Raw genomic sequence first — 24,249 nt, 5'->3', positions numbered from 1 at the left:
GGGTGGATAATCGAGGCTAAGTAAAGCGACGGAGGGCCGGTCGATGACTGAAAATTACAATGGCTTGGAAGTTTTCAGCTACCAATTCGATCGGTTTGCTTACGAACACTCGTGGATCGGGGCGCAGACTGGCGAATTCATGCTCGGTCCGCAAGGGGGCGGCATGTTGGAGTTCACCCACGCGATGGTGTTCGCCCTCCCCGAGGGTGGTGCGCACGAAGTACACGGACCCATTCTGGAGTGGTACCTCTCGCACGGCGGACCCTATGGCGCACTTGGCTATCCGATCAGCAACGAGCGCCCGACTCCCACCGGTTCCGGACGCTACAACCTGTTCCAGCGCGGAGCGATCGGCTGGCTACCGGATACGGGCGCATTCACCATCGGCGGTAGAGAAGAGGATTCCGATGTCAGTCCGGGTCCCGACGCCGCGACGGTCTCCGTTGTCGACGCCTCGATGTCTTCGGTCGGCATATCTGGCTGACAAAGCCAACTTCAGTCCTGTTTTTCATCTATTTATTCGGTCGAGAAGTATCTTTATCGATTACCGATGAATTCAGAACAGCGTCGGCTCGTCGAATCCGGCGACGCCTTCGATGCCGAGAATTCGTTGTTTCGTATTTGCCCCGCCGGGAGCGGAGAAGCCGCCGACTTCTCGGCCCGCGCCGAGCACGCGATGACACGGAACAATGATCGGTATCGGATTTCGGCCCAGTGCCCCGCCCACCGCCTGGGCCGCGCCCGGCACCCCGAGTCGACGCGCGATGTCTCCGTACGTCAGCGTTGCGCCCCGGGGAATCGCGCTGCACACGGTGTAGACCGAGGCGTCGAACGCCGACACCTCGAGCACCAACGGGATCGGGCTCATGTCCACGGCGCGCCCGGCGAGGAGCGCCACGATTCGATCGATCGCGTCCTCGGCGAGAGCGTCGACCGGACCTAGTTCAGCGGCGAAGCCGGCCAGGTAATCGAGCATCGCCTCGTCCGACGGCTCGGGTAGTGCCACGGCAATCACGCCGTCCGCGCTCCAGGCAAGACCGCATCGCCCGATGGCCGTGTCGAAGAGGGTGCTGCTCGGCATGGGTCGAGTATCCACCGGACGCCAACAGGCAGTCCAGTCGAACGCCCAATGGACTTGAAAGTTCGATGCCAGTGGGTGAATATGGGCTGTATGGCCTCCAGAGTGCTCAATGCAACGTCACTGGCACGAGATCTCGGAAGCTGGCGCGGCGACGCGTCGGCCGATGGATCCGGCAGGCGCAAGGCCTCCCGTCCCACGTACAGGGCGCTCGCAGACGGGGTTCGACTGCTCATTCACGACGGCCGCATCCCGTTGGGTGTCGGGTTGCCGAGTGAACGCGATCTGTCGGCTGCTCTCGACCTGAGTCGCACCACGATCACCTCGTCGTATTCGGTGCTGCGCGACGAGGGCTATCTCATCAGCAAACAGGGATCGCGCAGCACCGTGGCGTTGCCTGCCGCGCCGACCCCCAACGGAATGCTGATTCAGTCGACGTCACCGTCGGGTCCGGTGGTGGACATGAGTCATGCGGCCATGTCGGCGGCCGACGGAACCATGACGGCAGCGTACGAGTCTGCGCTACAAGCACTTCCGACGTATCTGCCCACTCACGGTATGGAGCCCATCGGACTCGCAGTGCTGCGGGAGGCCATCGCGCAGCGTTTCGTCGAACGCGGACTGCCCACCACTGCCGACCAGATCATGGTCACTTCGGGTGCGCAGCAAGCGGTTCGGTTGCTGCTGGGTACGTTGACCGCGCCCGGTGATCGCGTCCTGATCGATCACCCGACGTATCCCAATGCACTCGAGGCCATCAGGCGTGTCGGTGCCCGGCCGGTGCCGGTGCCGGTCCGTCCCGTCGAAGGGGATTGGGATCTGGACGGAATCCGCAGTGCAGCAAGGCAAACTGCCGCCAAGGTGGCGTACTTGATTCCCGACTTCCACAACCCCACCGGGCAGGTGCTCGACGCGGAGGGGCGCGCCGAGCTCGCGCGCATCACCCGAGACACCCGAATGACGCTCATCGTCGACGAAACCATGGTGGACCTGTGGCTCGACGCGCCACCGCCGCCACCGGTCGCATCGTTCGGGCGGGTGTCGGGATCGGACATCGTGACGATCGGGTCGGCGTCGAAGTCGTTCTGGGGCGGTCTGCGCATCGGATGGATCAGAGCGCATCCATCGCTCGTGTCGCAGCTCGCCGGCTCGCGAGCAGCACACGACCTCGGTACCTCGATCGTCGATCAACTGGCGTCGTCGTTCCTGCTGCAGGATGCCGAACCTGCTCTGGAGGTCCGTCGATCCCAGCTGCGCGAGCGTCGAGATGTGCTCGAAGATGCTCTGGCCGAACATGTTCCGGAGTGGAAGTACCGGCGCTCGGAGGGCGGGATGTCGCTGTGGCTTCAGCTACCCGCTCCGGTGTCGAGTGCGCTCGCCGCTACTGCGCCTGCGTTCGGGGCAGTATTGGCCGCAGGTCCGCGGTTCGGGGTCGAGGGTGCGTTCGAGCGTTACCTTCGGCTGCCGTACACCCGTGAGCCGCAGGAGCTTCGGGCTGCGGTTGCAGCCACCGCCGCGGCGTATCGAGCCTTGGCACCGAGCGTCGAATCCGAGCAGCCGGCCCTGGTGTTCTGAGCGGCGGTGTTCTGACCGCGAGCTCGAAGTTATGGACGAGAATCAGCCGTAAAGCGTCCATAACTTCGAGTTCGAGGCAAAGAATTACGCCCAGACGGATGCGATGTCGGTCGCCGTGGCGGGCGGTGGCGTCGGGACTCCGTTTTCGGTGCGCGAGAACCGGGGTGCCGGTCGGTGCTGCGTCACGCCACCGATGTCGATGAGCGAGTCTCGGTCCTTCATGTGTGGGTGGTTCGGGGCCTCGGCGAAGGTGAGGACGGGGGAGACGCAGGCGTCGGTGCCGTCGAAGATTGCGGCCCATTCGTCGCGGGTCTTGGTCAGGAATGTCGCGGTGAACGTCTCGCGCAGTTCCGGCCAGCGCGACTTGTCCATCTGTGACGGTAGGTCTGCATCGGCGAGACCGAGGCCGGTCACGAGCTGGGCGTAGAACTGCGGTTCGAGGGACCCGACCGCCATGTACTTACCGTCCGATGTCTCGTAGGTGTCGTAGAACGGCGCGCCGGTGTCGAGCAGGTTGACGCCGCGGTCGTCGCTCCATGCTCCGACGCCTCGCCAGGCCCAGATCATGTGCGACAGTGCTGCGGTGCCGTCGACCATGGCTGCGTCGACGACCTGTCCCTGTCCCGAATTCTGTCGTTCGTAGAGCGCCGCCATGATGCCGAAGACGAGGAACATCGATCCGCCGCCGAAATCGCCGACCATGTTCATCGGTGGTACCGGTCGTTCGCCGTCGCGGCCGATGGCGTTGAGGACGCCCGTGACGGAGATGTAGTTGATGTCGTGGCCGGCGGTCTGTGCCCAGGGGCCTTCCTGCCCCCAGCCCGTCATGCGGCCGTAGACCAGGCGCGGGTTTCGGGCGAGGGCGTCGTCGGGCCCGAGTCCGAGTCGCTCGGTGACGCCGGGGCGAAAGCCCTCGATGAGGACGTCGGCGCGTTCGATCAGGCCGAGGACCTTCTCGATGTCGGCGGGATCCTTGAGGTTCGCTTCGACGATGGTGCGGCTGCGCAGCTGGTGGTCGTGTGGAGAGACCTGTCCGGCGCGCTGGACGCGGACGACGTCTGCGCCGAGGTCGGCGAGCAGTAGCGCTGCGTGCGGACCGGGCCCGATCCCTGCGAGTTCGACGACGCGGAGCCCTGCGAGCGGTCCACCAGTGTTAGCCACGTTTGTTGCCTCGTTCCGACTCGTCAGCTGCGATAGTGAATGGAGACTAACGTGTACTAGGGCGTCCAAGTGATGTGGGTGTGGATAATAAGGCTGTGACTGCCCCAGATCCCGTCCGCATCGGTACTCCACTCACGCCCGGTGCCACCCGGGTCATGCTCCTCGGAGCAGGTGAGCTGGGCAAAGAGGTCATCATTGCGTTCCAGCGCCTCGGTGTCGAGGTGATTGCCGTCGACCGTTACGACAACGCCCCGGGCCATCAGGTGGCGCATCACGCGTACACGATCGACATGAGCAATCCCGAAGAGCTGCTGGCCCTGATCGACGCTCAGCAGCCGGACTTCGTCGTCCCGGAGATCGAAGCCATTGCCACCGATGCGCTCGCCGAAGTAGAGGCCAAAGGGCGCTCGGTGGTCATTCCGACCGCGCGTGCAACACAATTGACGATGAATCGCGAAGGGATCAGGCGGCTCGCGGCCGAGGAACTCGGTCTGCCGACCTCGCCGTACGCGTTTGCCGATTCGTTGGACGAGGTCCGACAAGCGTTGTCCCGCATCGGCTTCCCCGCCGTCATCAAGCCGGTGATGTCCTCGTCCGGTAAGGGGCAGTCGGTGGTACGAAGCGAAGCCGACGTCGAGACGGCGTGGGACTACGCGTTGAAGGGCGGTCGAGTCGACCTGGGCCGCGTCATCGTCGAGGGATTCGTCGATTTCGATTACGAGATAACACTTCTCACCGTGCGCGCCACCGACGGGACGTCGTTCTGCGAGCCGATCGGCCATCTGCAGGAGTCGGGCGACTACATCGAATCCTGGCAGCCGCAACCGATGTCCGACGCCGCTCTCGCGTCGGCACGCGAGGTGGCCGAGAGAATCACGACGGCACTCGGTGGTCGGGGACTGTTCGGCGTGGAGCTGTTCGTACAGGGCGACAACGTCTACTTTTCCGAGGTCAGCCCCCGGCCGCACGATACCGGCCTGGTGACGCTTCGGACGCAACGGTTCTCGGAGTTCGAGCTGCATGCCCGCGCCGTTCTGGGGCTGCCGATCGACACGACGCTGCTCTCGCCGGGAGCGTCGGCGGTCATCTACGGCGGCGTCGATGCGGACGGCATCGCGTTCGAAGGCGTCGCCGATGCCCTGGCGGTTCCCGAAACCGACCTTCGACTGTTCGGCAAGCCCACCAGCTTCGTCCGGCGGCGAATGGGTGTTGCGGTGTCGACGGCGTCGGACATCGAGACTGCGCGGGCTCGGGCCCGCGAGGCAGCAGGCAAGGTTCGACCGACCGTCTAGATTGAGGCCACCACCGCGGCGGTAGCAAGGGCGTTGTTCATCGTGTGCAGTGCGATGCCCGGAATCAACGATCGGTGCAGCCGAACCAGCAGGGCCGCAGCGGAGCCTATGCAGACCATGATCAGCGCGATGGCGGGCAGCACGTGTACGGCCCCGAAACACAGTGCGGATGCGAGAACCGCGATCTGCCATCGTGTTCTGGTCTCGAACCACCCGAAGATCACCCGGCGGAAGAGGACTTCCTCGAGTACCGGTGCGATCAGCACAGTGCAGACGATGGTGAGGGTTCCGGCGACCACACCCACGTCGAGTGCATCGAGAGTCGACGCGCTTCCGCCGGCATCCGAGGCGGGAGCTATGCCGACAGCGCCGGCGAGTGCAATGCCGACGCCCATGGCGGCAATCCACGCGACGGGTACTTCCCACAGCAGGTGCCACAGCGATCGTGGACCCGACGTGAGCTGCAGATCCTTCCACGTCCAGCCGCGGCGACTCAGCGACTGCCACAAGGCAACTGCGAACACCGCCGTCGCCAGCGGAATGGCGTAGCCGAGTACCCAATTCAGGTCGAACACACCGACGAGAAGCACGACCGCGGCCACCACAGCGATGGCACCGATGAGCAGGCTGCCGATGGACAGCAGGGCGTCGCCGCCGGAAACAGGACGATCGAAAGTCGCGGTTCGGGGCACAGGCGTCAACTTACCGGCGATCGGCGTGCACACTTGACCACCATGAGCGCTCTCGGAGAAATACTGGTCGGCCTGGTGATTCTGGTCGGACTCGTCGGCATCGTCGTGCCCGTTCTGCCGGGCACCATCTTGATCTTCGCGGCTGTTGCGGTGTGGGCGTGGGTTACCGGCGGCACCGCCGCGTGGACGGTGTTCGGCATCGCGACGGTGCTGCTGGTTCTGAGCGGCGTCGTGAAGTACACCTGGCCGGGCCGCCGGATGCGCGAGGCCGGCGTGCCGATGCGGTCGCTGATCGTCGGCGGCCTGCTCGGCATCGTCGGCTTCTTCGTCATTCCCGTGGTGGGCCTGTTCATCGGTTTCATCGCCGGCGTCTACGTGGCCGAACTACCCAGGCACCGCAACCATTCCGAGGCCTGGCGATCGACCGTGCATGCGACCAAGGCGGCCGGGCTGTCGATCCTGGTGGAACTGTTCGGCGCGCTGCTCGCCTCAGCGGTGTGGCTCGGCGGGGCCTTGTTGATCTAGGGGACCCGATACCAAGTCCGGGCATTACCGTCGAGAACGGCGGGGAGGTCGCCGCCGACCGCTCCGGAAATGATGTCGATGTCGGTCTCGGAGAACGGCCGTGGGGCTCGCGTACCGGGCAGGTCGGTGCCGAACAGCAGGGCCTCCGGGTTCACGCGGTGGATCTGCTGCAGGGTGTCGACGATGTCGAGATCAACCCGGCCGAATCCTGTTGCTTTGACGCGTACTCCACGGTCGACCAGATTCAACAGATAGGGAAGTCCCTGCGTCGACAGTCCCAGATGGTCGATGCTCACCGCCGGTAGTTTCGCGAGGATCGGCTCGAGCGAGAGCAGCAGAGACGCATCGACGTACAGCTCGGCGTGCCAGCCCACCAGTTCGTGCACTCGTCGGGCCTGCGTGGTGAGCATCTCGACGTCGGTCTCACCGCGTTTGAGGTTGAATCGCATTGCTCGCACGCCTGCCTCATCGAGGGCAACGATCTCTTCGTCGGTGCACCCCGGATCGAGCTGGGCCACCCCCACCCAACCGCGTCCGAGCGTCTCCAACGCGGCCAACAGATAGCTCTGATCGGTGCCTTGGAACGATGCGGTGACCACTGCACCACCGGTGATCCCGAGCCCGTCGACGTCGTAGAGATAGTTCGAGACGGTGTACGGATCCGGCGTGTATCCCTGGTTCTCGATCAGCGGAAATCTGGGGTCGATGATGTGTAGGTGGGCGTCGAACACGGGTCCCAGCATGCCAGCTCGCCGATTCGCCGTCGCGGCGACCTGACGCGGTGTTTGAATGCGAAATATGAAACCGGAGACCACCGTCGTTCTCGACGGATACACATACTTCGAATGTCCCCGCTGGCACGACGGGAGGATCTGGGTATCGGACTTCTACAGCCATCGCGTCGTATCCGCTCTCGAGGACGGTTCCGATGTGCGAGTCGAAGCCGAGGTGCCCAATCAGCCGTCGGGCCTGGGCTGGCTACCCGACGGGCGGCTGCTGATCGTCTCGATGCGCGATTACAAACTGCTACTACGCGAGCACGACGGGTCGCTGACCGTCCATGCCGATCTGTCGACGTACGTGAAGGCGAACCTCAACGACATGCTCGTCGACGCACAGGGACGCGCGTACATCGGCAACTTCGGATTCGACCTGATGAATTTCGCACCCGTCGAGACGGCCGACCTGATTCGCGTCGACCCGGACGGGTCCGCACACGTGGTGGCCTCGGATCTGTACTTCCCCAACGGAATGGCGTTCACCGATTCCGGTGAACTGCTCGTCGACGAGACGGTCGGGAACCGGGTCAGTGCCTTCGACATCGCCGAGGACGGATCACTGGGGGAGCGGCGTGATTGGGCGACGTTCGGTGAACTGCCGTCGTCGACGGACATGGCAACGGCCATGAGTGAGGTGAAGGTGGCTGCCGACGGCTGCTGCATCGACACCGACGGCACGATGTGGATCGCCGACGCACTCGGTCAGCGCGTGTTGCACGTCGCGCCGGGCGGAGAGGTTCTCGAGCAGCTCGACTTCGACCTCGGCGTGTTCGCGTGTGGACTCGGCGGATCCGACGGCCGCACGCTGTTCGTTTGCGCTGCACCCGATTTCAACGAGCATCAACGCAAGATCGAAACCGAGGGAAAGCTGCTGGCGGTTCGGGTGTAGAGCGCTTCGCGCATGTGAGTGGAAACTCGTAGCGGGCTACGAGGCAGGAGTGGAGCCTGCGGAACGACCCGCAGGCTCCACACTCACATGCGGCGCCAGCCGCTCTACGCCTTGTCGGGCTCGGAGGCTTTCAGCATGTCTTCGCGCTCGACGACCTTGACGCGCTCGCGGCCCTCGGGCTCGCCGAGTGAACGCTCGTGGGCGTCGAGGCGGTACCAACCGTCCCAGGTGGTGAACGGAACCTGCTTGCCTTCGAGGAAGGAGGTGACGCTGTCGAGGTCCGGCTCGGCTGCACCGGTGAAGCTCGGTGCGTCTTCGAGCAGGTTCGCGACGGTTTCGTTGGCGTCGCCCTTGGTGTGACCGATGAGGCCGACGGGTCCGCGCTTGATCCAGCCGGTGACGTACGTGGCCGGAACGGGCGTGGTGGACGACGGGGACTCGACGACGCGTCCGGCCTCGTTGGGGATGGTGCCTGCCTGCTCGTCGAACGGGAGCTGGCTGATGTTCTGGCTGAGGTAGCCGACGGCGCGGTAGACGGCCTGAACGTCCCAGTCGTTGTACTTGCCGGTGCCGCGCACATTGCCGGTGCCGTCGAGCTCGGTGCGCTCGGTACGCAGACCGACGACCTTGCCGTCCTCCCCGAGCACCTCGTGCGGGGACTCGAAGAAGTGCAGGAACAGCTTGTGCGGGCGAGCGCCGACGTCGCGGATGGCCCAGTCCTGCAGGGTGTTGGCGACCATGTCGATCTGCTTGGAGCTGCGGCGAGCCTGCTCGGAGCCTTCGTCGTAGTCGATGTCCTCGGGGGCGACGATGACCTCGATGTTGGGCGAATGGTCGAGCTCGCGCAGTTCGAGCGGGGTGAACTTGGCCTGAGCCGGTCCGCGGCGGCCGAAGACGTGCACCTCGAGAGCCTTGTTGGCCTTGAGGCCTTCGTAGACGTTGGCCGGGATTTCGGTGGGGAGCAGTTCGTCGCCGGTCTTGGCCAGCACGCGTGCGACGTCGAGGGCGACGTTGCCGACGCCGAGGACGGCGACCTTCTCGGCTTCGAGGGGCCAGGTGCGGGGGACGTCGGGGTGGCCGTCGTACCAGGAGACGAAGTCGGCGGCGCCGTGGCTGCCGTCGAGGTCGATGCCGGGGATGTTCAGTGCGCGGTCGGCGTTGGCTCCGGTGGAGAAGATGACGGCGTCGTAGAAGCGACGCAGGTCGTCGAGGTTGATGTCGGTGCCGTAGTCGATGTTGCCGAGCAGGCGAACCTGGGGCTTGTCGAGCACCTTGTGCAGGGCGGTGATGATGCCCTTGATGCGTGGGTGGTCGGGGGCAACGCCGTAGCGAATGAGCCCGAACGGGGCCGGCATCCGCTCGAAGAGGTCGATGCTCACGCCCGGTCCGCTGACATTGTGGTCGGACTTCATGAGCGCGTCGGCGGCGTAGATGCCTGCCGGTCCGGCACCGACGATGGCGACGCGGAGTGGACGAGTCTGATCAGTCATGTGCAGCGAGCTACCTTCTTCGAGGGAAGTGCGGACACCCCAGCATAAATTAAGGACAACCTGAGCTGGGGCAGTGGGCAACTTGCCGTATTCCCCGGGTTCCGGTAGGAATTGACCCGTGCAGACGACATACCTGGTCCGACGGTTCACCGTCGACTTCTGTCGCACCTGCACCAACATGTGTTGTCGGTGACCTGACCCGACGCCCAATCCCTGTTCCCCGACGTCGTCGGGACGGGATCCCTCCCTCGACGGCCGTGCCGCGACCAGTAGGCGCACCGCTGTCTCTCGGATTCGAGGACACATGACCACTCTGGAACAGACAGTTTCGCTCACTCTCGACAAGTTCGGCCCGAGCTTCGGTGCCGAAGTCATCGGCCTCGATGTCGCGTCGGCCTCCGATGCGCAGATCCACGCCGTCCGCCGAGCTCTCGTCGAGCACAAGGTACTCGTGCTTCGAGGTCAGTCGATCGACGACGCAGGCCACATCGAGTTCGGCCGCCGACTCGGTGACCTCACCGCCGGGCACCCCGTGCACGACAGTGGTCACGTCGCCCCCGAGGTCTATGCCCTCGACAGCCAGGACAACGGTTTCGCCGACGTGTGGCACACCGACGTGACATTCATGGAGCGCCCGCCGATGGGGTCGATCCTGCGGCCCGTCGTACTACCGCCGCACGGCGGCGACACCAACTGGGCCGACAGTCAACTCGCCTACGAGTCCCTGTCCGCGCCGGTTCGCCGAATGATCGACGGGCTCAACGCAATTCACGACGGCAACCGCGAGTTCGGCTACTACCTCGCGCAGAAGCGCGGCGGTAAGGGCAACGTGTGGGACGGCAAGGAAGTGACCGCGCTGGTCCCCGTCGAACATCCCGTCGTGCGGGTGCATCCGGAAACCGGCCGCAAGGGGCTGTTCGTCAATCCGGGTTTCACCTCCCACATCGTGGGCGTCTCGGAGGCGGAGAGCCGCGGAATCCTGGATCTGCTGTACGCGCACCTCACCAAGCCCGAGCACATCGTGCGCCACCGTTGGCGCCTGGGCGATCTGGTGCTGTGGGACAACCGCAGCACCTCGCACTACGCCAACCGCGATTACGGCACCGAGCACCGCAAGATGCACCGCATCACGTTGAAGGGCGACATCCCCGTCGGGCCCACTCGCTGAAGGACCCACTCACGACGAGGACCCACACACTGCAGGACCCAGCTGAACGCAGACCCGTCGGATCGAGGAAGATTGCCTACATGGCGTCGTGGAGTGAACGTAGGCAGCAGTGGGTCGACAGTCGTGAGGAAGCGCGCAACAACGCATCTCAGGCGGCTGCCGACTCCGGTGAGCAGCGTCCGCCCACCGCGTGGCCGTTCATCATTGCCGCGGGCATCGTCGTCGTGCTGCTCGTCGGCATCTTCGCGGCGTCCAAGTTCGCCCCCGCGGAGGACAACGTGACGCAGGCGCAGTTGCTCACCGACGCCGTCGACGGTTTCCTCGAAGCACAGAACACCGGCGACGCGGATCTGCTGCGTGCGAACACGTGCGCCGATCAGGTCGAGCGCCTGATTCCCGGCGACGACGCCCAGTACCGCACCGACCGCGCAGGCGAAGTGGATCGCAACGGCGAGACGTCGATCGACGGAGTGCCCACGGGGTACGAGGTCAACGGCGACCGCGGCGTAGTCACGGTACCGCTGAAGGAAGAGAAATCCGGAGCGCAGACCGACGACAAATGGAAGTTCGTCCGGGTGAACGACACCTGGTTGGTGTGCAATGTGTGATTCGGGCCCGTGTGATGTCGTAACAGCAAGTGACGGAAGGCTGATCCAGTGACCTACGCAGGTGACATAACCCCCCAGGCGGCGTGGGAGTTGTTGCAGAGCAACCCCGATGCCGTTCTCGTCGACGTCCGAACCCATGCCGAGTGGCAGTACGTCGGCGTACCCGACACCTCCGGCATCGATCGCCCGACGCACCTGATCGAGTGGGTGAGCTACCCCGACGGTGCTCGCAACGCCGACTTCGTCGACGAGCTGAAAGCCGCAGGCGTGGACGGCGATCGTCCGGTCGTGTTCCTGTGCCGCTCCGGCCAGCGATCCATCGGTGCGGCCGAGGCCGCCACGGCTGCGGGAATCGGCCCGTCCTACAACGTGCTCGACGGTTTCGAAGGTGCAACCGATGCCGATGGCCACCGCGGTGCCGTGGGGTGGCGTGCGGTCGGGTTGCCCTGGAGGCAGTCGTGACGAACATTCCCAGAGGCGGGGGTTTTCAGAAGCCGCTACCCGACGGCGTGGGTCAGGGAACGCTGGGAGTGCGCGGCGGTCTGATGCGATCGGGGTTCGACGAGAACGCCGAAGCGCTGTATCTCTCTTCGGGTTTCGTGTACGAGAGTGCCGGTGCCGCAGAGCAGGCGTTCACCGGTGAGATCGATCATTTCGTCTACTCGCGCTACGGCAACCCTACGGTCAAGATGTTCGAGGAGCGGTTGCGGCTGATCGAGGGTGCCGAGGCATGCTTCGGCACGTCGAGTGGAATGTCCGCGGTGTTCACCGCGCTCGGCGCATTGTTGAAGGCCGGCGACCGATTGGTCGCTGCGCGTAGCCTTTTCGGCTCGTGCTTCGTGGTGTGCAACGAGATTCTTCCGCGCTGGGGCGTCGAGACCGTCTTCGTCGACGGCGAGGACCTCGAGCAGTGGGAGCAGGCGCTGTCGGTACCGACGACCGCGGTGTTCTTCGAGACCCCGTCCAATCCGATGCAGTCGCTCGTCGACGTCAGGCGCGTCTCCGAGATGGCGCACGCCGCCGGCGCAACGGTGGTGTTGGACAACGTGTTCGCGACGCCTCTGCTGCAGCGCAGCCTGGAACTCGGTGCCGACGTGGTGGTGTATTCCGGCACCAAGCACATCGACGGTCAGGGCCGGGTGCTCGGCGGCGCGATCCTGGGATCGAAGGAGTACATCGACGGTCCGGTGCAGACGCTGATGCGGCACACCGGCCCGGCGCTGAGTCCGTTCAACGCCTGGACACTGCTCAAGGGCTTGGAGACGATGCCGGTGCGCGTACGGCATTCGGTGAACTCCGCGCTGCAGATCGCCGAGTTCCTCGAAGGGCATTCGGCGGTGCGGTGGGTCAAATACCCGTTCCTGCCATCACATCCGCAGTACGAGCTGGCGACGTCGCAGATGTCGGGCGGCGGCACGGTCGTCACATTCGAGCTCGATGCCCCCGAGGGCGCAGGCAAGCAGCGTGCTTTCGAGTTGCTCGACGGCCTGAAGATCGTGGACATCTCGAACAACCTCGGCGATTCCAAGACGCTCATCACCCATCCGGCCACCACCACGCACCGCGCGATGGGGCCGGAAGGTCGTGCCGCAGTGGGCATCACCGATGGCGTCGTGCGGATCTCCATCGGTCTCGAAGACACCGAGGACCTGATCGGGGATCTGGACCAGGCGTTGAAGTAGCTGGGTCAGTTCTCGAAGACGCTGAGTACCGTTCTGAACTTTGCCGTGGTTTCGTCCAGTTCGGCGTCGGGGTCCGAGTCGGCGACGATGCCGCCGCCGGCTGTGGCGGTACCGGACAGGCCGTCGGCGGTGAGTTCGATGCACCGGATCGCGACCATCCATTCACCGTCCCCGCTGCCGTCGGTCCATCCGAGCGCACCGGCATAGAAGCCGCGAGATCCCTCGATCTCGGTGATCGCTCGCATGGCGGCGGCGCGGGGAACACCGGCGACGGCAGCGGTGGGATGCAGCGCCAATGCGAGGTCGAGGGCGGACGTCGACGGGTCGGCCAACGTACCGACGATCGGCGTGGACAGGTGCCACAGCTGCGGAGTGCTGCTCAGCTGAGGTGTCGCGGGTACATCCAGTGTCTCGCAGAACGGAGCCAGTGCTGCCTTGATCTCGTCGACGACGAAGCGATGCTCGGCCTGGTCTTTCGCGCTGGCCGCCAGTGCCGCCGAGATACGCGCGTCCTCGTCGGGGTCGGTGGATCGCGCGGCCGTCCCGGCGAAGGGATGGCAGCTGACGACGTTGCCGCGTTTGCGCACCAGCAGTTCGGGGCTTGCGCCGACGAGATGTCTGCCGGGCTCGTCTGTGGGCGAGAGGTCTGCGAGAAATCCGTTTCCCATCGGATCGCGAGTCACCAACGCGCTCAACACCGCTGACGGATCAATGGGCGACTCGGCGGCCAATTCGATCGCTCGTGCGAGCACGATCTTCTCGGCGGCACCGGCTTTCACACGCCGCACGACCTCACGTACCCGTTCGACGTGGACGCCCGGTTCGGGGATCTGGCGTACGACGGTGACGGACGGCAGCGGCGGCTGAGCATCCGGTACCGCCCACGCACCGGCGCGTCGGTAGAACTCCGCCGGCTCGATCAGCGCGGTGGCGTCGGACATGTCGAAAGGCAATACCCCGACGACGTTTCGGCCTTGCTGTACCGCCGCGACTGCGTCGGCGACGTCCGGAAACTGTTGCTGCACTCCCAAGCCGACGACATGATGATCCTGCCGAGACAGAACGAATCGGAGTTTCATCAGAACGGGTTCTGTGTGCGGCCCACCAGGTCTGCGACGGAATCGAGCACTTTCGTCGGACGGTACGGGTACTGCTCGACGGACTGTACGGTCGAAATGCCGGTCAACACCAGAATGGTCTGCAATCCGGCTTCGAGGCCGGACAGTACGTCGGTGTCCATCCGGTCGCCGATCATCAGCGTGTTTTCGGAATGCCCGCCGATGGCGCGTAGAGCCGAACGCATCATCAACGCGTTGGGCTTGCCCACGTAGTACGGCTCCTTGCCCGTCGCCTTGGTGATGAGTGCGGCGACCGAACCGGTCGCGGGCAGCGAACCCTCGCGCGACGGACCGGTCGCGTCGGGGTTGGTGGCGATGAAGCGTGAACCCTTCTCGACGAGACGAATGGCGGTGGTGATGGCCTCGAACGAGTACGTTCGGGTCTCCCCGAGCACCACGTAGTCGGGGCTGGAGTCGGTGAGGGTGTAACCGATGTCGTGCAGGGCGGTGGTCAGACCCGACTCGCCGACGACATAGGCGCTACCGCCGGGCCGCTGATTGCCGAGGAAGGTGGCGGTGGCGAGAGCCGAGGTCCAGATCGACTTCTCCGGAATGTCCAAGCCGGTGAATGCGAGACGTGCGCGCAGGTCACGTGGGGTGCGGATCGAATTGTTCGTCAACACGATGAACGGGATCTCGTTGGCCTGCAGCTCGGCGAGGAACGTGTCGGCACCGGGGATCAGGTGATCCTCGTGGACCAGAACTCCGTCCATGTCCATCAGGTACGTCCACGGCAGGGGCTTCTCGATATCGGTCACCCCTCCATTGTGGACCATCCGGCGACCTGCGGACCATCTTCTGGTCGCGGCCTAACTTGCCCGCCGCTCGTGGTCGCGTCGCGAGTTGGCCCGATGCACCAGCCGTTCGCGGGCCGTCATGCCGCCCCACACTCCGAACGGTTCGTTGGCTGCCAACGCGAACCGCTTGCAGGCGTCGAGCACTCCGCAGCCGGCGCACACCTGCTTGGCGCGATCCTCGCGTTGGCGACGCGCCGTTCGCCCCTCACCCGAGGGGGAGAAGAAGATCTCCGAGTCCTGACCCCGGCACAGTGCGTCGAGCTGCCAGTCCCAGGATTCGGCGGTGGACGAGGAAATCCTGCGTTCGATCATGGCGATTGCGGTGTTCTTCGACGGGGCAGATTCGTTCGGCATCGTGGCGACCCATTCCTTTCGTCGACGCTGCGCGAGACTGCTCCCGCACAAGGCCATTCGCCAGGAACTCTCGCCGCGTCGAGGGCGCGAGGCAAGGGTTGGAATCAGGGTGATTCGAGGTCGCGGTTCAGGACACGTCGGGGGTGTACCGATAGAGGGCGTTCACTCGGTCGTCCAGCATGAACAGCGGAAGGACCACAGCCTGGATCGCGGCGACCACAGCAGGGAGATAGTCGCCTGCGACGACACACACGAGACTGCCGAGACCGAACAGAATCAGTGTCGTACGGGGAAGAAGCCACGTCGGCTTTCGATCAGTTCGCCTGAGTGCGTGCAGAATTGCGGCTGCGACCGCAATGAGGATGGCGCTGTGGACGGCCAGGCGTATCGAATCGGACGTGTCGGCCGCCTGGAACGTGCCGATCACGACCAGCGAACCGAGAAAGACGACACTCGCTGCGTTCAGCTGCCGATAGCGCGGCGTTTTTCGAAAGCCATCGTCACCGATCCTGGCTTTCCACACGTGCATGGGTCGAATTCTCGCACGAGGGTGGTGGAGTTCGTCGACCCTCTACAGATCCAACCCGGGGGCGGTTGCGAGCTCGACCAGTGAACCGACTGCGATCGTGTCGTCGAAACGAAACTGCACCAGTGTGTTCGACGGCCTGAGCACACTGAGCCACTCGGTCGGTTCCGTCCCTATCGTGCGCATGTCGGACCTGCGGGTCACCACGGTGCCGTCGGGCAGAACACTGCGCACCACGTCCGGATTTTCGGGCCAATCCTTGTTGTCCTCGAGGGATATCTCGACGTTCAGCTGTGCGGTGCCGCGCGAGGTGGTGAGAACGACTGCAGTGCAGGTGCTTCCGCTTCCCGAGCGACCTGGCATCAGGTCGCCCACAGCAACATCGGTGGACGTGTTCGGAAACGTGGTTTCCCACTGCGTCTGGAGTGCCGATCCGATGCGCTCGACCACATCGCGTGGGAGTGGGGGAACGGGGGACTCGCGCGATGATCCACAGTCGGCTCGCGCTGGTTTCGTACCTTCGGGGACGCGTGCGCTCACCCGCAGTTCGGGATTCGAGACGATGTCGCGGAGCTCGTCGGCCTCGAGGGGGAGTTCGGCCTCGGCTCCTTCGGTCGAAGTCCGTGCGTGGACGGTGGTGTCCGGGAAGTATGCGGTCGCTGTGCGTCGATGCGTCGATACCCCGTCGCACTCGGACACCGCATCGAGCATATCGACGACAGTGCCGTCGGGCAGCGTGGTTCGTTCGTCTACCGATCCCTCGGTACACGGCGGAATCGCATCGTCCCACGCCTCTGCCGAGACCCGAAGTGGTGCAGCGACTCCTGCACGATCGACAACCCCGGATGCCGTGCTGTCCCCACTGAGGTCCTCGACGGTTACGCCGCCCGACAGTTCGGCATTCTTGGAGTAGATCTGCATCGGTTGGAACACCAGTGAATTCGAGGGGGAAGCGAACTGCACTTCGACGTCTGCGGGCAAGGAGCGAACCAGGGACTCCGACATCGCCGACGCCTTCTCGGCCGTCAGCCACGGGTAGTCGGGGTTGTCGTACTTACCTGGGTAGGAACCGGTGAAAAAGGAGAACGTCTCGCCGGCGGGAACTACGACGTCACAACCCGGTATGCCCTCGACCTCGGGTTGCGAAGCATGGGTGATTCCGGCTGCCACACAGCCTACGGTGACGATCGCAGCGACGACCACGGCGTCGATCCACACTCCACCGCGTCGTATGTCGAGTCGCACACGACAAGCCTAATCGGTGATCGAGTGGCTCGTGAGTAGTGCGCAACTCCCGGTTCCGGCCGACGACCTGCTCTTCACATCCAACGGCCCGCGTCGCATCCGGCGGCCCGATGCCGGGGCATATTCAGCTGACACTCGGCTAACATCGTCGGTGGCAAGGGTTGAAATCATAGTGATTGTAACCGAATGCGCACGTGCACTTGACTTTTCGATAGATTGTTCTGTACGTTCCTGTCACCATCCAGAGCGACCGAGAGACCTTGGCTCGATGACGTCGCAGCAACCCCGCCCTACGGCGTGTGGGTGCTACCGCCAGGACCGATGGAGGCACGACCGATGAACATCTGTATCTGTACGCACGCTTGACCGATCGGCGTACTCACAGCACGAAATCTTCGAAAGGCAACCCAGCGATGATCGCTGCCCATCCGACCCGGCGGTTCCGGTGACTCAACTCGACTCTCGTCCCGTTGTGGACACGACGGACGACATTCCCGACGAACAACTCGTCGTTGCACGCACGTGGCACCCGTGGCGCTGGGTGATCGCGGCCGCAACGCTGATCGTGGTCGGTCAGTTCCTGCACGGCTTCGTCACCAACCCCGGCTGGGATTGGGGCACCTTCGCGCAGTACTTCACTGCAGCATCGGTGATGTCGGCGCTGTGGTTGACCATCCAGCTCACCTTCTGGGGAACGCTGATCGGTTTCGCCATCGGTATCGGCCTGGCGGTGGCCCGGCTGTCCGACAATCCTGTGCTGCAGGTTATTTCCTGGTTCTACATCTGGGCCTTCCGTTCCATCCCGTTGATCGTGCAGCTTCTGTTCTGGTTTAATGTTGCGTACCTGTACCAGACTCTGTCGTTGGGAATTCCGTTCGGTCCCAGCTTCTTTCAGTTCGACGTCAACAACGTCATCAGTGGGTCGACGGCGGCCATCATCGGGCTGGCCCTGCACCAAGCGGCCTACTCCGCCGAGATCGTTCGGGCCGGCATCATCTCGGTGGACCAGGGGCAACTCGAAGCTGCAGCAGCGCTGGGGATTCCGAAGAGGCGGGAGTTCTTCAAGATCGTTCTGCCGCAGGCGATGCGAGGGATTCTCCCCAACGCGGCCAACGAGGTGATCAGTCTGTTCAAAGGCACGTCGATCGTGTCGGTGATGGCTATCGCCGAATTGTTCTATCAGGTGCAGGTCATATACGGACGCAACGGGCGCGTGGTTCCTCTGCTCATGGTCGCGACCGTCTGGTACATCATTCTGACGTCGGTGCTGTCGATCGTGCAGTTCTACGTCGAGCGGCACTACGCCAAGGGCGCGGTACGCACCATTCCGCTGACGCCGATCCAGCAGATTCGCCACAAGCTCTCCAACGTCACCTTCGCGCCGAGAGGGGCAACCCGATGACCACTCTCGATGCCTCCACATCCACTGCCGCAACGAGATACGCGGTCGAGGTGCGCGGCGTCCACAAGTCCTACGGCGGGCTCGAGGTGCTCAAAGGCGTCGACCTCCTCGTACGTCCCGGTGAGGTGACCGCGATTCTCGGCCCCTCGGGTTCGGGCAAGTCGACCCTGCTGCGCGCTCTGAACCATCTGGAGAAGGTGGATCAGGGCACCGTCCGGATCGACGGTGATCTGGTGGGATATCGGCGCAAAGGCAACAAACTGCACGAACTCAGCAACAAGGAGATTCTGCGGCAGCGTTCCCAGATCGGTTTCGTGTTTCAGAACTTCAATCTGTTTCCTCACCTGACGGTCCTCGAGAATGTCATCGAAGCCCCGATCTCTGCGCAGAAGCGCACGCGTTCCGACGTCGAACCCGAGGCGCTGGCTCTCCTCGAACGAGTCGGGGTGCACGCGAAAGCCCATGATTATCCGCGACGACTCTCCGGCGGACAACAGCAGCGGGTCGCCATCGCGCGTGCACTTGCCCTGCGTCCCACTGTCATTCTGTTCGACGAGCCGACGTCAGCGCTCGACCCCGAATTGGTGGGAGAGGTTCTCGAGGTCATCCGCGGCCTGGCACGCGATGGTGCCACCCTGGTGATCGTCACGCACGAGGTCGGGTTCGCCCGCGAGATCGCCGACACCGTCGTCTTCATGGATGGCGGCGTCATCGTCGAACAAGGCTCTCCTGCAGAGCTTCTCGATTCACCCCAGGAGGAACGCACCAAGTCGTTCCTCGCTCACGTTCTCTAGCTCTCACTCATGCTTCACCTGCACCCACGAACGGGGAAAGTCATGTCCGGATCATCTCGTAGGCTCGCGGTAGTAGCGTCGGCATTCGCTGTCCTGGCACTCACTGCGACAGCATGCAGCGAGCCCACTGCCGAATCTCAGGTCGTCACCGAGGACGGCGGATCGTTCGATCTTTCACCCGAGCAGGCCGACCGCGTTCGCGCCCAGAAGGTCGACGACATCGCAGCGGAAGTGCCGCAAGCGATTCGCGATCGCGGCACCCTGATCGTCACCGGGGCGGGCGGTACCGCGCCACCGCTGCGTTTCTACGCGACCGACGACACCACCATCGTGGGGTCCGAGGTGGACTTCTCGTACCTGATCGCCGACATTCTCGGTCTCGACGTCGATCTTCAGGTCGCAGATTGGTCGCAGAACTTCGTGAAGATCGACTCCGGCGAGAACGACGTGTTCATCTCCAATGTCACCGTCACCGAGGAGCGCAAGGAAAAGTACGACTTCGCGACCTATCGACTGGACAACCTCGCTTTCGAGGCGCAGAAGGACACCGATTGGACAGTCGAGAAGCGTCAGGACATCGCAGGCAAGAAGATCGGTGTCGGCTCCGGTACCAACCAAGAGCAGTTGCTGGTCGACTGGAACGAGCAGAACGTAGCCGAGGGTCTGGCTCCAGCCGAGATCGCTTATTACCAGAACACCTCTGATTACTACCTGGCGCTCGGGTCAGGCCGTATCGACGGGTACCTGGGACCCAATCCGTCCGCGGTTTATCACGCGGCAACCGGTGGTGAAACCAAGATCATCGGCACGTTCTCGGGTGCCGGAGATGCGCTGCAGGGTGAAATAGCAGTACTGACCAAGAAGGACAATGGGCTCATCGACGCCGTGCAGGACGCAGTGAACCACGCCATCGAGGACGGCAGCTATCAGAAGGTGATCGATCGTTGGGGCCTGCAGTCCGAGGCAGTGACCGAGTCCGTCATCAACCCGCCCGGGCTACCCCGCAAGGAAGGTTAGACAACTGAGCAGAGTTGACGTCGGCCGGGAAGCTGATCTGGTCGACAGTTAATCGAGACAGGAAGCACATGAGCGCGACGTTCGATGTCAACATTCGCACTGGTGACACGGGTCCAGGACGCGTGGACTTCGTCGAGGTCGATCAGCACGATCGGCTGGCGACGCCCCTGCTGCAAGAACTGGCGATCGAATATTCGTCCCGGTACGGCCGGAGCCCCGGTGTCCAATACGAGGAACTGAAGTCCTATCCCGCCCGGGAGTTCGCACCGCCGGGTGGTGTGTTGGTAATTGCCTTGGCCGATGGCGTTCCTGTCGCCGGAGGTGCGTACCGGAAATACGACTCGGAAACCGCAGAGCTGAAACGTATTTGGACATCGAAAGAGCACCGCGGCAGGGGATTCGGCAGACTCGTCGTGGCCGAGCTGGAACGCAGCGCACGTGATCGCGGGTATCGCAGGGTCTACCTGACGACCGGCTGGAATCAGCCCGAGGCCGTTGCGCTGTACCTGGCAGCTGGATACACCCCGCTCTACGACCGAAGTCTGCCGTCCAGAACAGTCGGATCGCACCCCTTCGAGAAGAGTCTCGAATGAGCCCGGTTCAGTGATGCCCGACTACGGCCCGAGTGGGCTGCGGTGTCGCCGAGCAATGTTTGTCAGCCCGACGTGTCGGCGTGGTGTTCCAGAGCTGCACCGACCCAGAACTGCAGTGCCTGTTCGCTCGTCAGCGCTTCTGCATCGACGGTGATCCAGCCTTCACCCATCGACCGCCCCTTGCCCATGACGGCATGGTGGGCCCCATCGAGCTGGAGGTATTCGGGTTCGCGTACCCCGTCCACACGAACAAGCAAGGCACGGTTTTTGGGTGCCGACACACACCACCATTCTGTCTCGCACCATGAACGCCAGACCGCCGAACATCTTCTGCTCACGCAGACTCTCCTGGTCCCAGAGAGCGTCGCGGATGCGGTCCGCAAGAAGCTCGTCGTACGCCATGCGCTCGTACTCCTCCTGTGATGGTTGTATCGATGGAACCCCCTGGTCGTGTCGAGCGCAACTGTGGGTCGACGCAATGGGGGATTCGTGTGTCAGCGTTGCAATCCTGCCGGAGGCGGGGCTGTGTCGATGGCCGGCTGTGTGGGAGACGAGGCTCTGTGATGGCAGAGCTGTGCCGTGGTGGTGTGGGTAGTCATGCGGGTTGTCGTGGTTCTTCGTCTCCGGTGTCGCCTGTGTCGTTGTGGTGGTCGGGTGGGTAGAGGACTTCTTCGGGGTGGTGTGCGTGGTTGATCAGCCCGCGGCGTGTGGGGTCCATTCCGGTGGGTGGGTGCCACAGGGTGCGGCCCGGGTATCTGTGTCGTGCTGTGGTTTTGGTGGTGGCCCACTTTCCGGGTCCGGTGCCGATGAGTGCGTGGTGCATGTCGCAACCGAAGGTGAGGGAGTCGATGTCGGTGGGTCCGCCCTCGACCCAGTCGTCGAGGTGATGTGACTGGCACCAGGTTGCGGGGCGGGTGCAGGAGGGGAAGCTGCAGCCGCGGTCGCGGGCGATGAGGACGATGCGTTGGTCGGCGGAGGCGATGCGTTTGGATCGTCCGAGGTAGAGGGCTCTGCCGTTGTCGTCGAAGATGGTGAGGTAGTGGTGGGCGTGCGAGGCCATGCGGATGGCGTCGCGGATCGAGACGCGGGATCCGGTGGCGGTCATGGCGTATCCGCAACCTGATTCGAGGTCTTTCGAACTCATGGTGACGATGGCGGTGACGGGCAGCCCGCGGTGGGTGCCGAGGGTCCCGGAGGCGAGGGTGTGCCTCAGTGCCATCTTCAGGGCGTCGTGACGGCGTTCGTTCTGGGTGCGTCGATCCCGCGCGGCGGCAGCGTCGCGAGCAGCGGTGTCCGATGCGTCGGCGTCGGCGTGGCCGCCGGGTTCAGCAGTGCTGTCGGAGCCGGCATCGTCGTTGGTGTCGTTGGTGTCGTTGGTGTCGTTGGTGTCGGGCGTGCTGTGTGGCGTTGTGCCGCAACCACAATCGCTGCTGTCGGTGCATTCACCCTCACCGCGGTCTTCGCCACTGCGGTTTTCTCCACTGCGGTCGTCGTGACCGTAGAAGTTGGCACCGTTGTCGTCGGTCCCATCCCACAGGTATTCGTCATGCGATCGAGCATCGCTCGATCCTGCCTCGTCGGGCATCGGCCCGGGCTTTGGCGTAGCCGTACTGCCGTCCCCGCCGTCGCCCCTGTCCCCGCCGCCGTCCCCGCCGCCGTCCTCGTCGCCGGTGGTCTCATCCTCGTGGACGATCGATGTCGGGTCGGCAGGATTGTTCACTCCCGGCTTCGCGGCTTTCGAGAACAGGGCTTCGAGGTAGGCCCGTAGTTCGGAGTCGACGCAGAACTTTCCTTCGGACATTCCGTCGGACCCCTGCTCACCGAGGTAGAAGAACGCATCCCGTTTCCGTGGCCTCGGCTTTGCGTTCTTGTCTTCGTCTTCGTTCTCGTCGAAGTCGCCGTCGGGGTCGAGGATCGAGTCCAGGTGCGCGACCAGTGGTGCGAAGTCGTCGGGCCGTCGGGTCGAGGCGAGACCGACCAACTGCTGTTCGGCGCGATCGCGGGTCTGCGGATCGACACTCGACGGTAGGTGTCGGAAGAATTCACGGATCATCTGCACATGCTGGGCATCGAGCAACCCTGCCCGCACCGCAGCAGCGGTGCGCGGTAACAAGGGAGGCAGCATTTCGCCGGACAATGCGGTGCGATCACCCAACTCCGCGGCCAGACGCACCCGCGCCCCGGCCGCACGTGGGGTGATCCGCAGCATCCACGCCACCGAACACGGCACCGACCCCGGATAGACATCGAGGCCGTGCTGCGCGATCAGCTCGTTGAGCCAGGTGTGCGAATACGCCGTCACAGACCGCGACACAGTTTCCATGCGTTGGATCACCGCACGCCGGTCGGCATTCGACCACGACACCGACGCCTGCCCCGCCAACTCGGCGACCGCCGACTCCACCGCCTCGACCAACCCAGCCAAGTCGGGGTCGGACACGACGGGGGCAGGCGGCACCGTTTCGATGCCGTCCACCCCTGATCCGCCGTCCCCCGAAAGCATGAACAGAATCTACCGCGACCCACCGACAAGTATTCGAACGTACGTTCCCGCATCATTTGGCTGTCGCTGCGGCCCAGCTGGAGTCGGAACACGGCACTATGCGACCAATTACATATGGACCAAAAGTGTGACGTTGTCGGTTTTGTACAACCACGAGTCGCGGAGATGCTGGTGGCGGCGTTCAATATTCCCCAAGGCGGACGTAACGACCACAGCAGCGTTGCTTCATCGGTGACGAAAGCCACTGCTCGACGGTATCTGCGAATGCGACTGTCGAGCCGGTGTCCAATGTTGTGTGTTGACCCAGTGGGGATGATCGACATGAACGACTCGTGTGGCTCCGCGCTTTCGTGCAGTTCGCCCAAGGACATGATCACCCGTCTCCAGTTCGGCACCGCCGACCTGTGGCCAGAGGACGCGGCGCTTCCTGCCCGCTGGCGCTACATGGCCGATCTGGTCGACTCCGATCGCGGCATTCTCGCTGAGCTCCACGGTTCGGTGTCGAATCCGGTGGCGGATGCTCTCGCTGCGGCTGCGGAACTGTGCAGACAATCGGCCGATGAGCCTGTGACCGCCGGAGACTGGGCGCTACTCGGACGAGCGCTGGCGTGGCTCGGCCCCGGCGGTTCCGATATCGATCGCGCGTTGCTTGCTGTGGGAGAAGAGTTGACACTGATCGGTCTCGACGGTGCGGAGCATGACTTCTCGGTCGCGACCTGGCTCTGCATGGACGTCCTCGTCCGATTCGCTCATGCCGGCGAAGCGATCGACTACTGGGTGCACCGCGTAAATGCGCCAGAGTTGAACAAGGTTGCCTCGCATGATGATTCGAGATCTTGCGCGAGTGGGAGCGCTGGACTGGCGCTGGCCGTCTGAACGGTAGGCGTCGGTCCGACCGCGCTTCTCGCGTCTGTTATCGGCGGGTTTTCCTACCCCGGTTGGCAACCGGGGCGATGCTCTC

26 protein-coding genes and 1 riboswitch are annotated in these 24,249 nt (G+C 64.0%); of the genes, 14 read left to right on the top strand and 12 right to left on the bottom strand.

Going from position 1 to position 24,249, the window contains the following annotated elements; genetic code table 11:
• Positions 1–43: 43 nt before the first annotated feature.
• Positions 44–484 carry a hypothetical protein gene (locus tag K414_RS0101295; protein WP_027494289.1) on the top strand — a complete coding sequence of 147 codons (441 nt, stop codon included), beginning with the start codon at positions 44–46 and terminating at the stop codon, positions 482–484.
• A gap of 72 nt (positions 485–556) precedes the next feature.
• Here K414_RS0101295 and K414_RS0101290 read toward each other — a convergent pair whose 3' ends face one another.
• Positions 557–1,081, bottom strand: coding sequence for a methylated-DNA--[protein]-cysteine S-methyltransferase (locus K414_RS0101290; RefSeq protein ID WP_027494288.1), 525 nt, complete (start codon positions 1,079–1,081; stop codon positions 557–559).
• A 90-nt stretch (positions 1,082–1,171) separates the two neighbouring features.
• Here K414_RS0101290 and K414_RS0101285 point away from each other — a divergent pair, with 90 nt between their 5' ends.
• Positions 1,172–2,653, top strand: coding sequence for a PLP-dependent aminotransferase family protein (locus K414_RS0101285; RefSeq protein ID WP_027494287.1), 1,482 nt, complete (start codon positions 1,172–1,174; stop codon positions 2,651–2,653).
• 84 nt (positions 2,654–2,737) lie between these two features.
• On the opposite strand, the gene K414_RS0101280 is transcribed toward K414_RS0101285, so the two are convergent.
• Positions 2,738–3,814 (bottom strand): CaiB/BaiF CoA-transferase family protein, encoded by a 1,077-nt coding sequence (locus K414_RS0101280; RefSeq protein ID WP_027494286.1) that lies wholly within the window; start codon positions 3,812–3,814, stop codon positions 2,738–2,740.
• A gap of 95 nt (positions 3,815–3,909) precedes the next feature.
• Here K414_RS0101280 and purT point away from each other — a divergent pair, with 95 nt between their 5' ends.
• A complete protein-coding gene (gene purT / locus K414_RS0101275; RefSeq protein WP_027494285.1) occupies positions 3,910–5,106 on the top strand; it encodes a formate-dependent phosphoribosylglycinamide formyltransferase in 1,197 nt (398 codons plus the stop codon).
• On the opposite strand, the gene K414_RS28070 is transcribed toward purT, so the two are convergent.
• A complete protein-coding gene (locus K414_RS28070; protein WP_152530340.1) occupies positions 5,103–5,798 on the bottom strand; it encodes a type II CAAX endopeptidase family protein in 696 nt (231 codons plus the stop codon). The two genes, purT and K414_RS28070, sit on opposite strands and share 4 nt — an antisense overlap.
• A 42-nt stretch (positions 5,799–5,840) precedes the next feature.
• Here K414_RS28070 and K414_RS0101265 point away from each other — a divergent pair, with 42 nt between their 5' ends.
• Positions 5,841–6,323, top strand: coding sequence for a DUF456 domain-containing protein (locus K414_RS0101265; RefSeq protein ID WP_027494284.1), 483 nt, complete (start codon positions 5,841–5,843; stop codon positions 6,321–6,323).
• Here K414_RS0101265 and K414_RS0101260 read toward each other — a convergent pair.
• Positions 6,320–7,066, bottom strand: coding sequence for an amidohydrolase family protein (locus K414_RS0101260; protein WP_032382211.1), 747 nt, complete (start codon positions 7,064–7,066; stop codon positions 6,320–6,322). The genes K414_RS0101265 and K414_RS0101260 overlap by 4 nt on opposite strands.
• Positions 7,067–7,121: 55 nt before the next feature.
• Between K414_RS0101260 and K414_RS0101255 the strand changes: the two genes are divergently transcribed.
• Positions 7,122–7,991, top strand: a complete 870-nt coding sequence (locus K414_RS0101255) for an SMP-30/gluconolactonase/LRE family protein (RefSeq protein ID WP_027494282.1) — start codon at positions 7,122–7,124, stop codon at positions 7,989–7,991.
• Positions 7,992–8,095: 104 nt separating this feature from the next.
• Here K414_RS0101255 and K414_RS0101250 read toward each other — a convergent pair whose 3' ends face one another.
• Positions 8,096–9,481: an FAD-dependent oxidoreductase gene (locus K414_RS0101250; RefSeq protein WP_027494281.1), complete on the bottom strand. Its 1,386-nt coding sequence runs from the start codon at positions 9,479–9,481 to the stop codon at positions 8,096–8,098.
• Between the two features lie 304 nt (positions 9,482–9,785).
• Here K414_RS0101250 and K414_RS0101245 point away from each other — a divergent pair, with 304 nt between their 5' ends.
• From K414_RS0101245 to K414_RS0101230, 4 genes are all read left to right on the top strand, one after another.
• On the top strand, positions 9,786–10,649 hold the full coding sequence (locus tag K414_RS0101245; RefSeq protein ID WP_027494280.1) for a TauD/TfdA family dioxygenase: 864 nt from the start codon (positions 9,786–9,788) through the stop codon (positions 10,647–10,649).
• A gap of 80 nt (positions 10,650–10,729) precedes the next feature.
• Entirely contained in the window at positions 10,730–11,257 is a 528-nt protein-coding gene (locus K414_RS0101240) for a hypothetical protein (protein WP_027494279.1), read from the top strand.
• Between the two features lie 48 nt (positions 11,258–11,305).
• Positions 11,306–11,719, top strand: a complete 414-nt coding sequence (locus K414_RS0101235; RefSeq protein WP_027494278.1) for a rhodanese-like domain-containing protein — start codon at positions 11,306–11,308, stop codon at positions 11,717–11,719.
• Positions 11,716–12,939, top strand: a complete 1,224-nt coding sequence (locus K414_RS0101230; protein ID WP_027494277.1) for an O-succinylhomoserine sulfhydrylase — start codon at positions 11,716–11,718, stop codon at positions 12,937–12,939. Before K414_RS0101235 ends, K414_RS0101230 begins: the two co-directional genes overlap by 4 nt.
• Positions 12,940–12,944: 5 nt before the next feature.
• Here K414_RS0101230 and K414_RS0101225 read toward each other — a convergent pair whose 3' ends face one another.
• The 5 genes from K414_RS0101225 to K414_RS28065 form a co-directional block, all read right to left on the bottom strand.
• On the bottom strand, positions 12,945–14,018 hold the full coding sequence (locus K414_RS0101225; protein ID WP_027494276.1) for an isochorismate synthase: 1,074 nt from the start codon (positions 14,016–14,018) through the stop codon (positions 12,945–12,947).
• Positions 14,018–14,833, bottom strand: a complete 816-nt coding sequence (locus K414_RS0101220; RefSeq protein ID WP_045840622.1) for an HAD-IIA family hydrolase — start codon at positions 14,831–14,833, stop codon at positions 14,018–14,020. Before K414_RS0101220 ends, K414_RS0101225 begins: the two co-directional genes overlap by 1 nt.
• 33 nt (positions 14,834–14,866) lie before the next feature.
• Entirely contained in the window at positions 14,867–15,166 is a 300-nt protein-coding gene (locus K414_RS0101215) for a WhiB family transcriptional regulator (protein ID WP_027494274.1), read from the bottom strand.
• 169 nt (positions 15,167–15,335) lie between these two features.
• Positions 15,336–15,737 carry a hypothetical protein gene (locus K414_RS0101210; RefSeq protein WP_027494273.1) on the bottom strand — a complete coding sequence of 134 codons (402 nt, stop codon included), beginning with the start codon at positions 15,735–15,737 and terminating at the stop codon, positions 15,336–15,338.
• Positions 15,738–15,779: 42 nt separating this feature from the next.
• Positions 15,780–16,979: a hypothetical protein gene (locus tag K414_RS28065; protein WP_051364874.1), complete on the bottom strand. Its 1,200-nt coding sequence runs from the start codon at positions 16,977–16,979 to the stop codon at positions 15,780–15,782.
• A gap of 234 nt (positions 16,980–17,213) precedes the next feature.
• A riboswitch (SAM riboswitch) is annotated at positions 17,214–17,307 on the top strand.
• A 162-nt stretch (positions 17,308–17,469) separates the two neighbouring features.
• On the opposite strand from K414_RS28065, the gene K414_RS0101200 reads away from it, so the two are divergent.
• The 4 genes from K414_RS0101200 to K414_RS0101185 all read left to right on the top strand — a co-directional run bounded on the left by K414_RS0101200 (position 17,470) and on the right by K414_RS0101185 (position 20,785).
• Positions 17,470–18,381, top strand: a complete 912-nt coding sequence (locus tag K414_RS0101200) for an amino acid ABC transporter permease (RefSeq protein ID WP_202595087.1) — start codon at positions 17,470–17,472, stop codon at positions 18,379–18,381.
• Entirely contained in the window at positions 18,378–19,175 is a 798-nt protein-coding gene (locus K414_RS0101195) for an amino acid ABC transporter ATP-binding protein (RefSeq protein WP_027494271.1), read from the top strand. The genes K414_RS0101200 and K414_RS0101195 overlap by 4 nt, the downstream gene beginning before the upstream one ends.
• Positions 19,176–19,217: 42 nt before the next feature.
• On the top strand, positions 19,218–20,192 hold the full coding sequence (locus K414_RS0101190; protein WP_027494270.1) for an ABC transporter substrate-binding protein: 975 nt from the start codon (positions 19,218–19,220) through the stop codon (positions 20,190–20,192).
• A 68-nt stretch (positions 20,193–20,260) separates the two neighbouring features.
• A complete protein-coding gene (locus tag K414_RS0101185; RefSeq protein ID WP_048316460.1) occupies positions 20,261–20,785 on the top strand; it encodes a GNAT family N-acetyltransferase in 525 nt (174 codons plus the stop codon).
• A gap of 62 nt (positions 20,786–20,847) precedes the next feature.
• Here the strand turns inward: K414_RS0101185 and K414_RS29505 are convergent, their stop codons facing one another.
• Both K414_RS29505 and K414_RS28060 read right to left on the bottom strand, forming a co-directional pair.
• The gene (locus K414_RS29505) at positions 20,848–21,066 is read right to left on the bottom strand and encodes a hypothetical protein (protein WP_230597364.1); all 219 of its coding nucleotides are present in this window, start codon (positions 21,064–21,066) and stop codon (positions 20,848–20,850) included.
• Between the two features lie 314 nt (positions 21,067–21,380).
• Complete coding sequence (locus K414_RS28060) at positions 21,381–23,288, bottom strand: HNH endonuclease signature motif containing protein (RefSeq protein WP_081701508.1); 1,908 nt, start codon at positions 23,286–23,288, stop codon at positions 21,381–21,383.
• 369 nt (positions 23,289–23,657) lie between these two features.
• Between K414_RS28060 and K414_RS0101165 the strand changes: the two genes are divergently transcribed.
• Positions 23,658–24,164 carry a hypothetical protein gene (locus K414_RS0101165; RefSeq protein WP_152530339.1) on the top strand — a complete coding sequence of 169 codons (507 nt, stop codon included), beginning with the start codon at positions 23,658–23,660 and terminating at the stop codon, positions 24,162–24,164.
• The last annotated feature ends 85 nt before the right edge of the window (positions 24,165–24,249 follow it).

The organism is Rhodococcus sp. JG-3 (genome assembly GCF_000482405.1).
In the GTDB taxonomy this organism is placed as follows: Bacteria; Actinomycetota; Actinomycetes; order Mycobacteriales; family Mycobacteriaceae; genus Rhodococcoides; species Rhodococcoides fascians.
The sequence above is the reverse complement of the archived record's forward strand: the minus strand, read 5'-3'. Positions and strand labels throughout refer to the sequence as shown.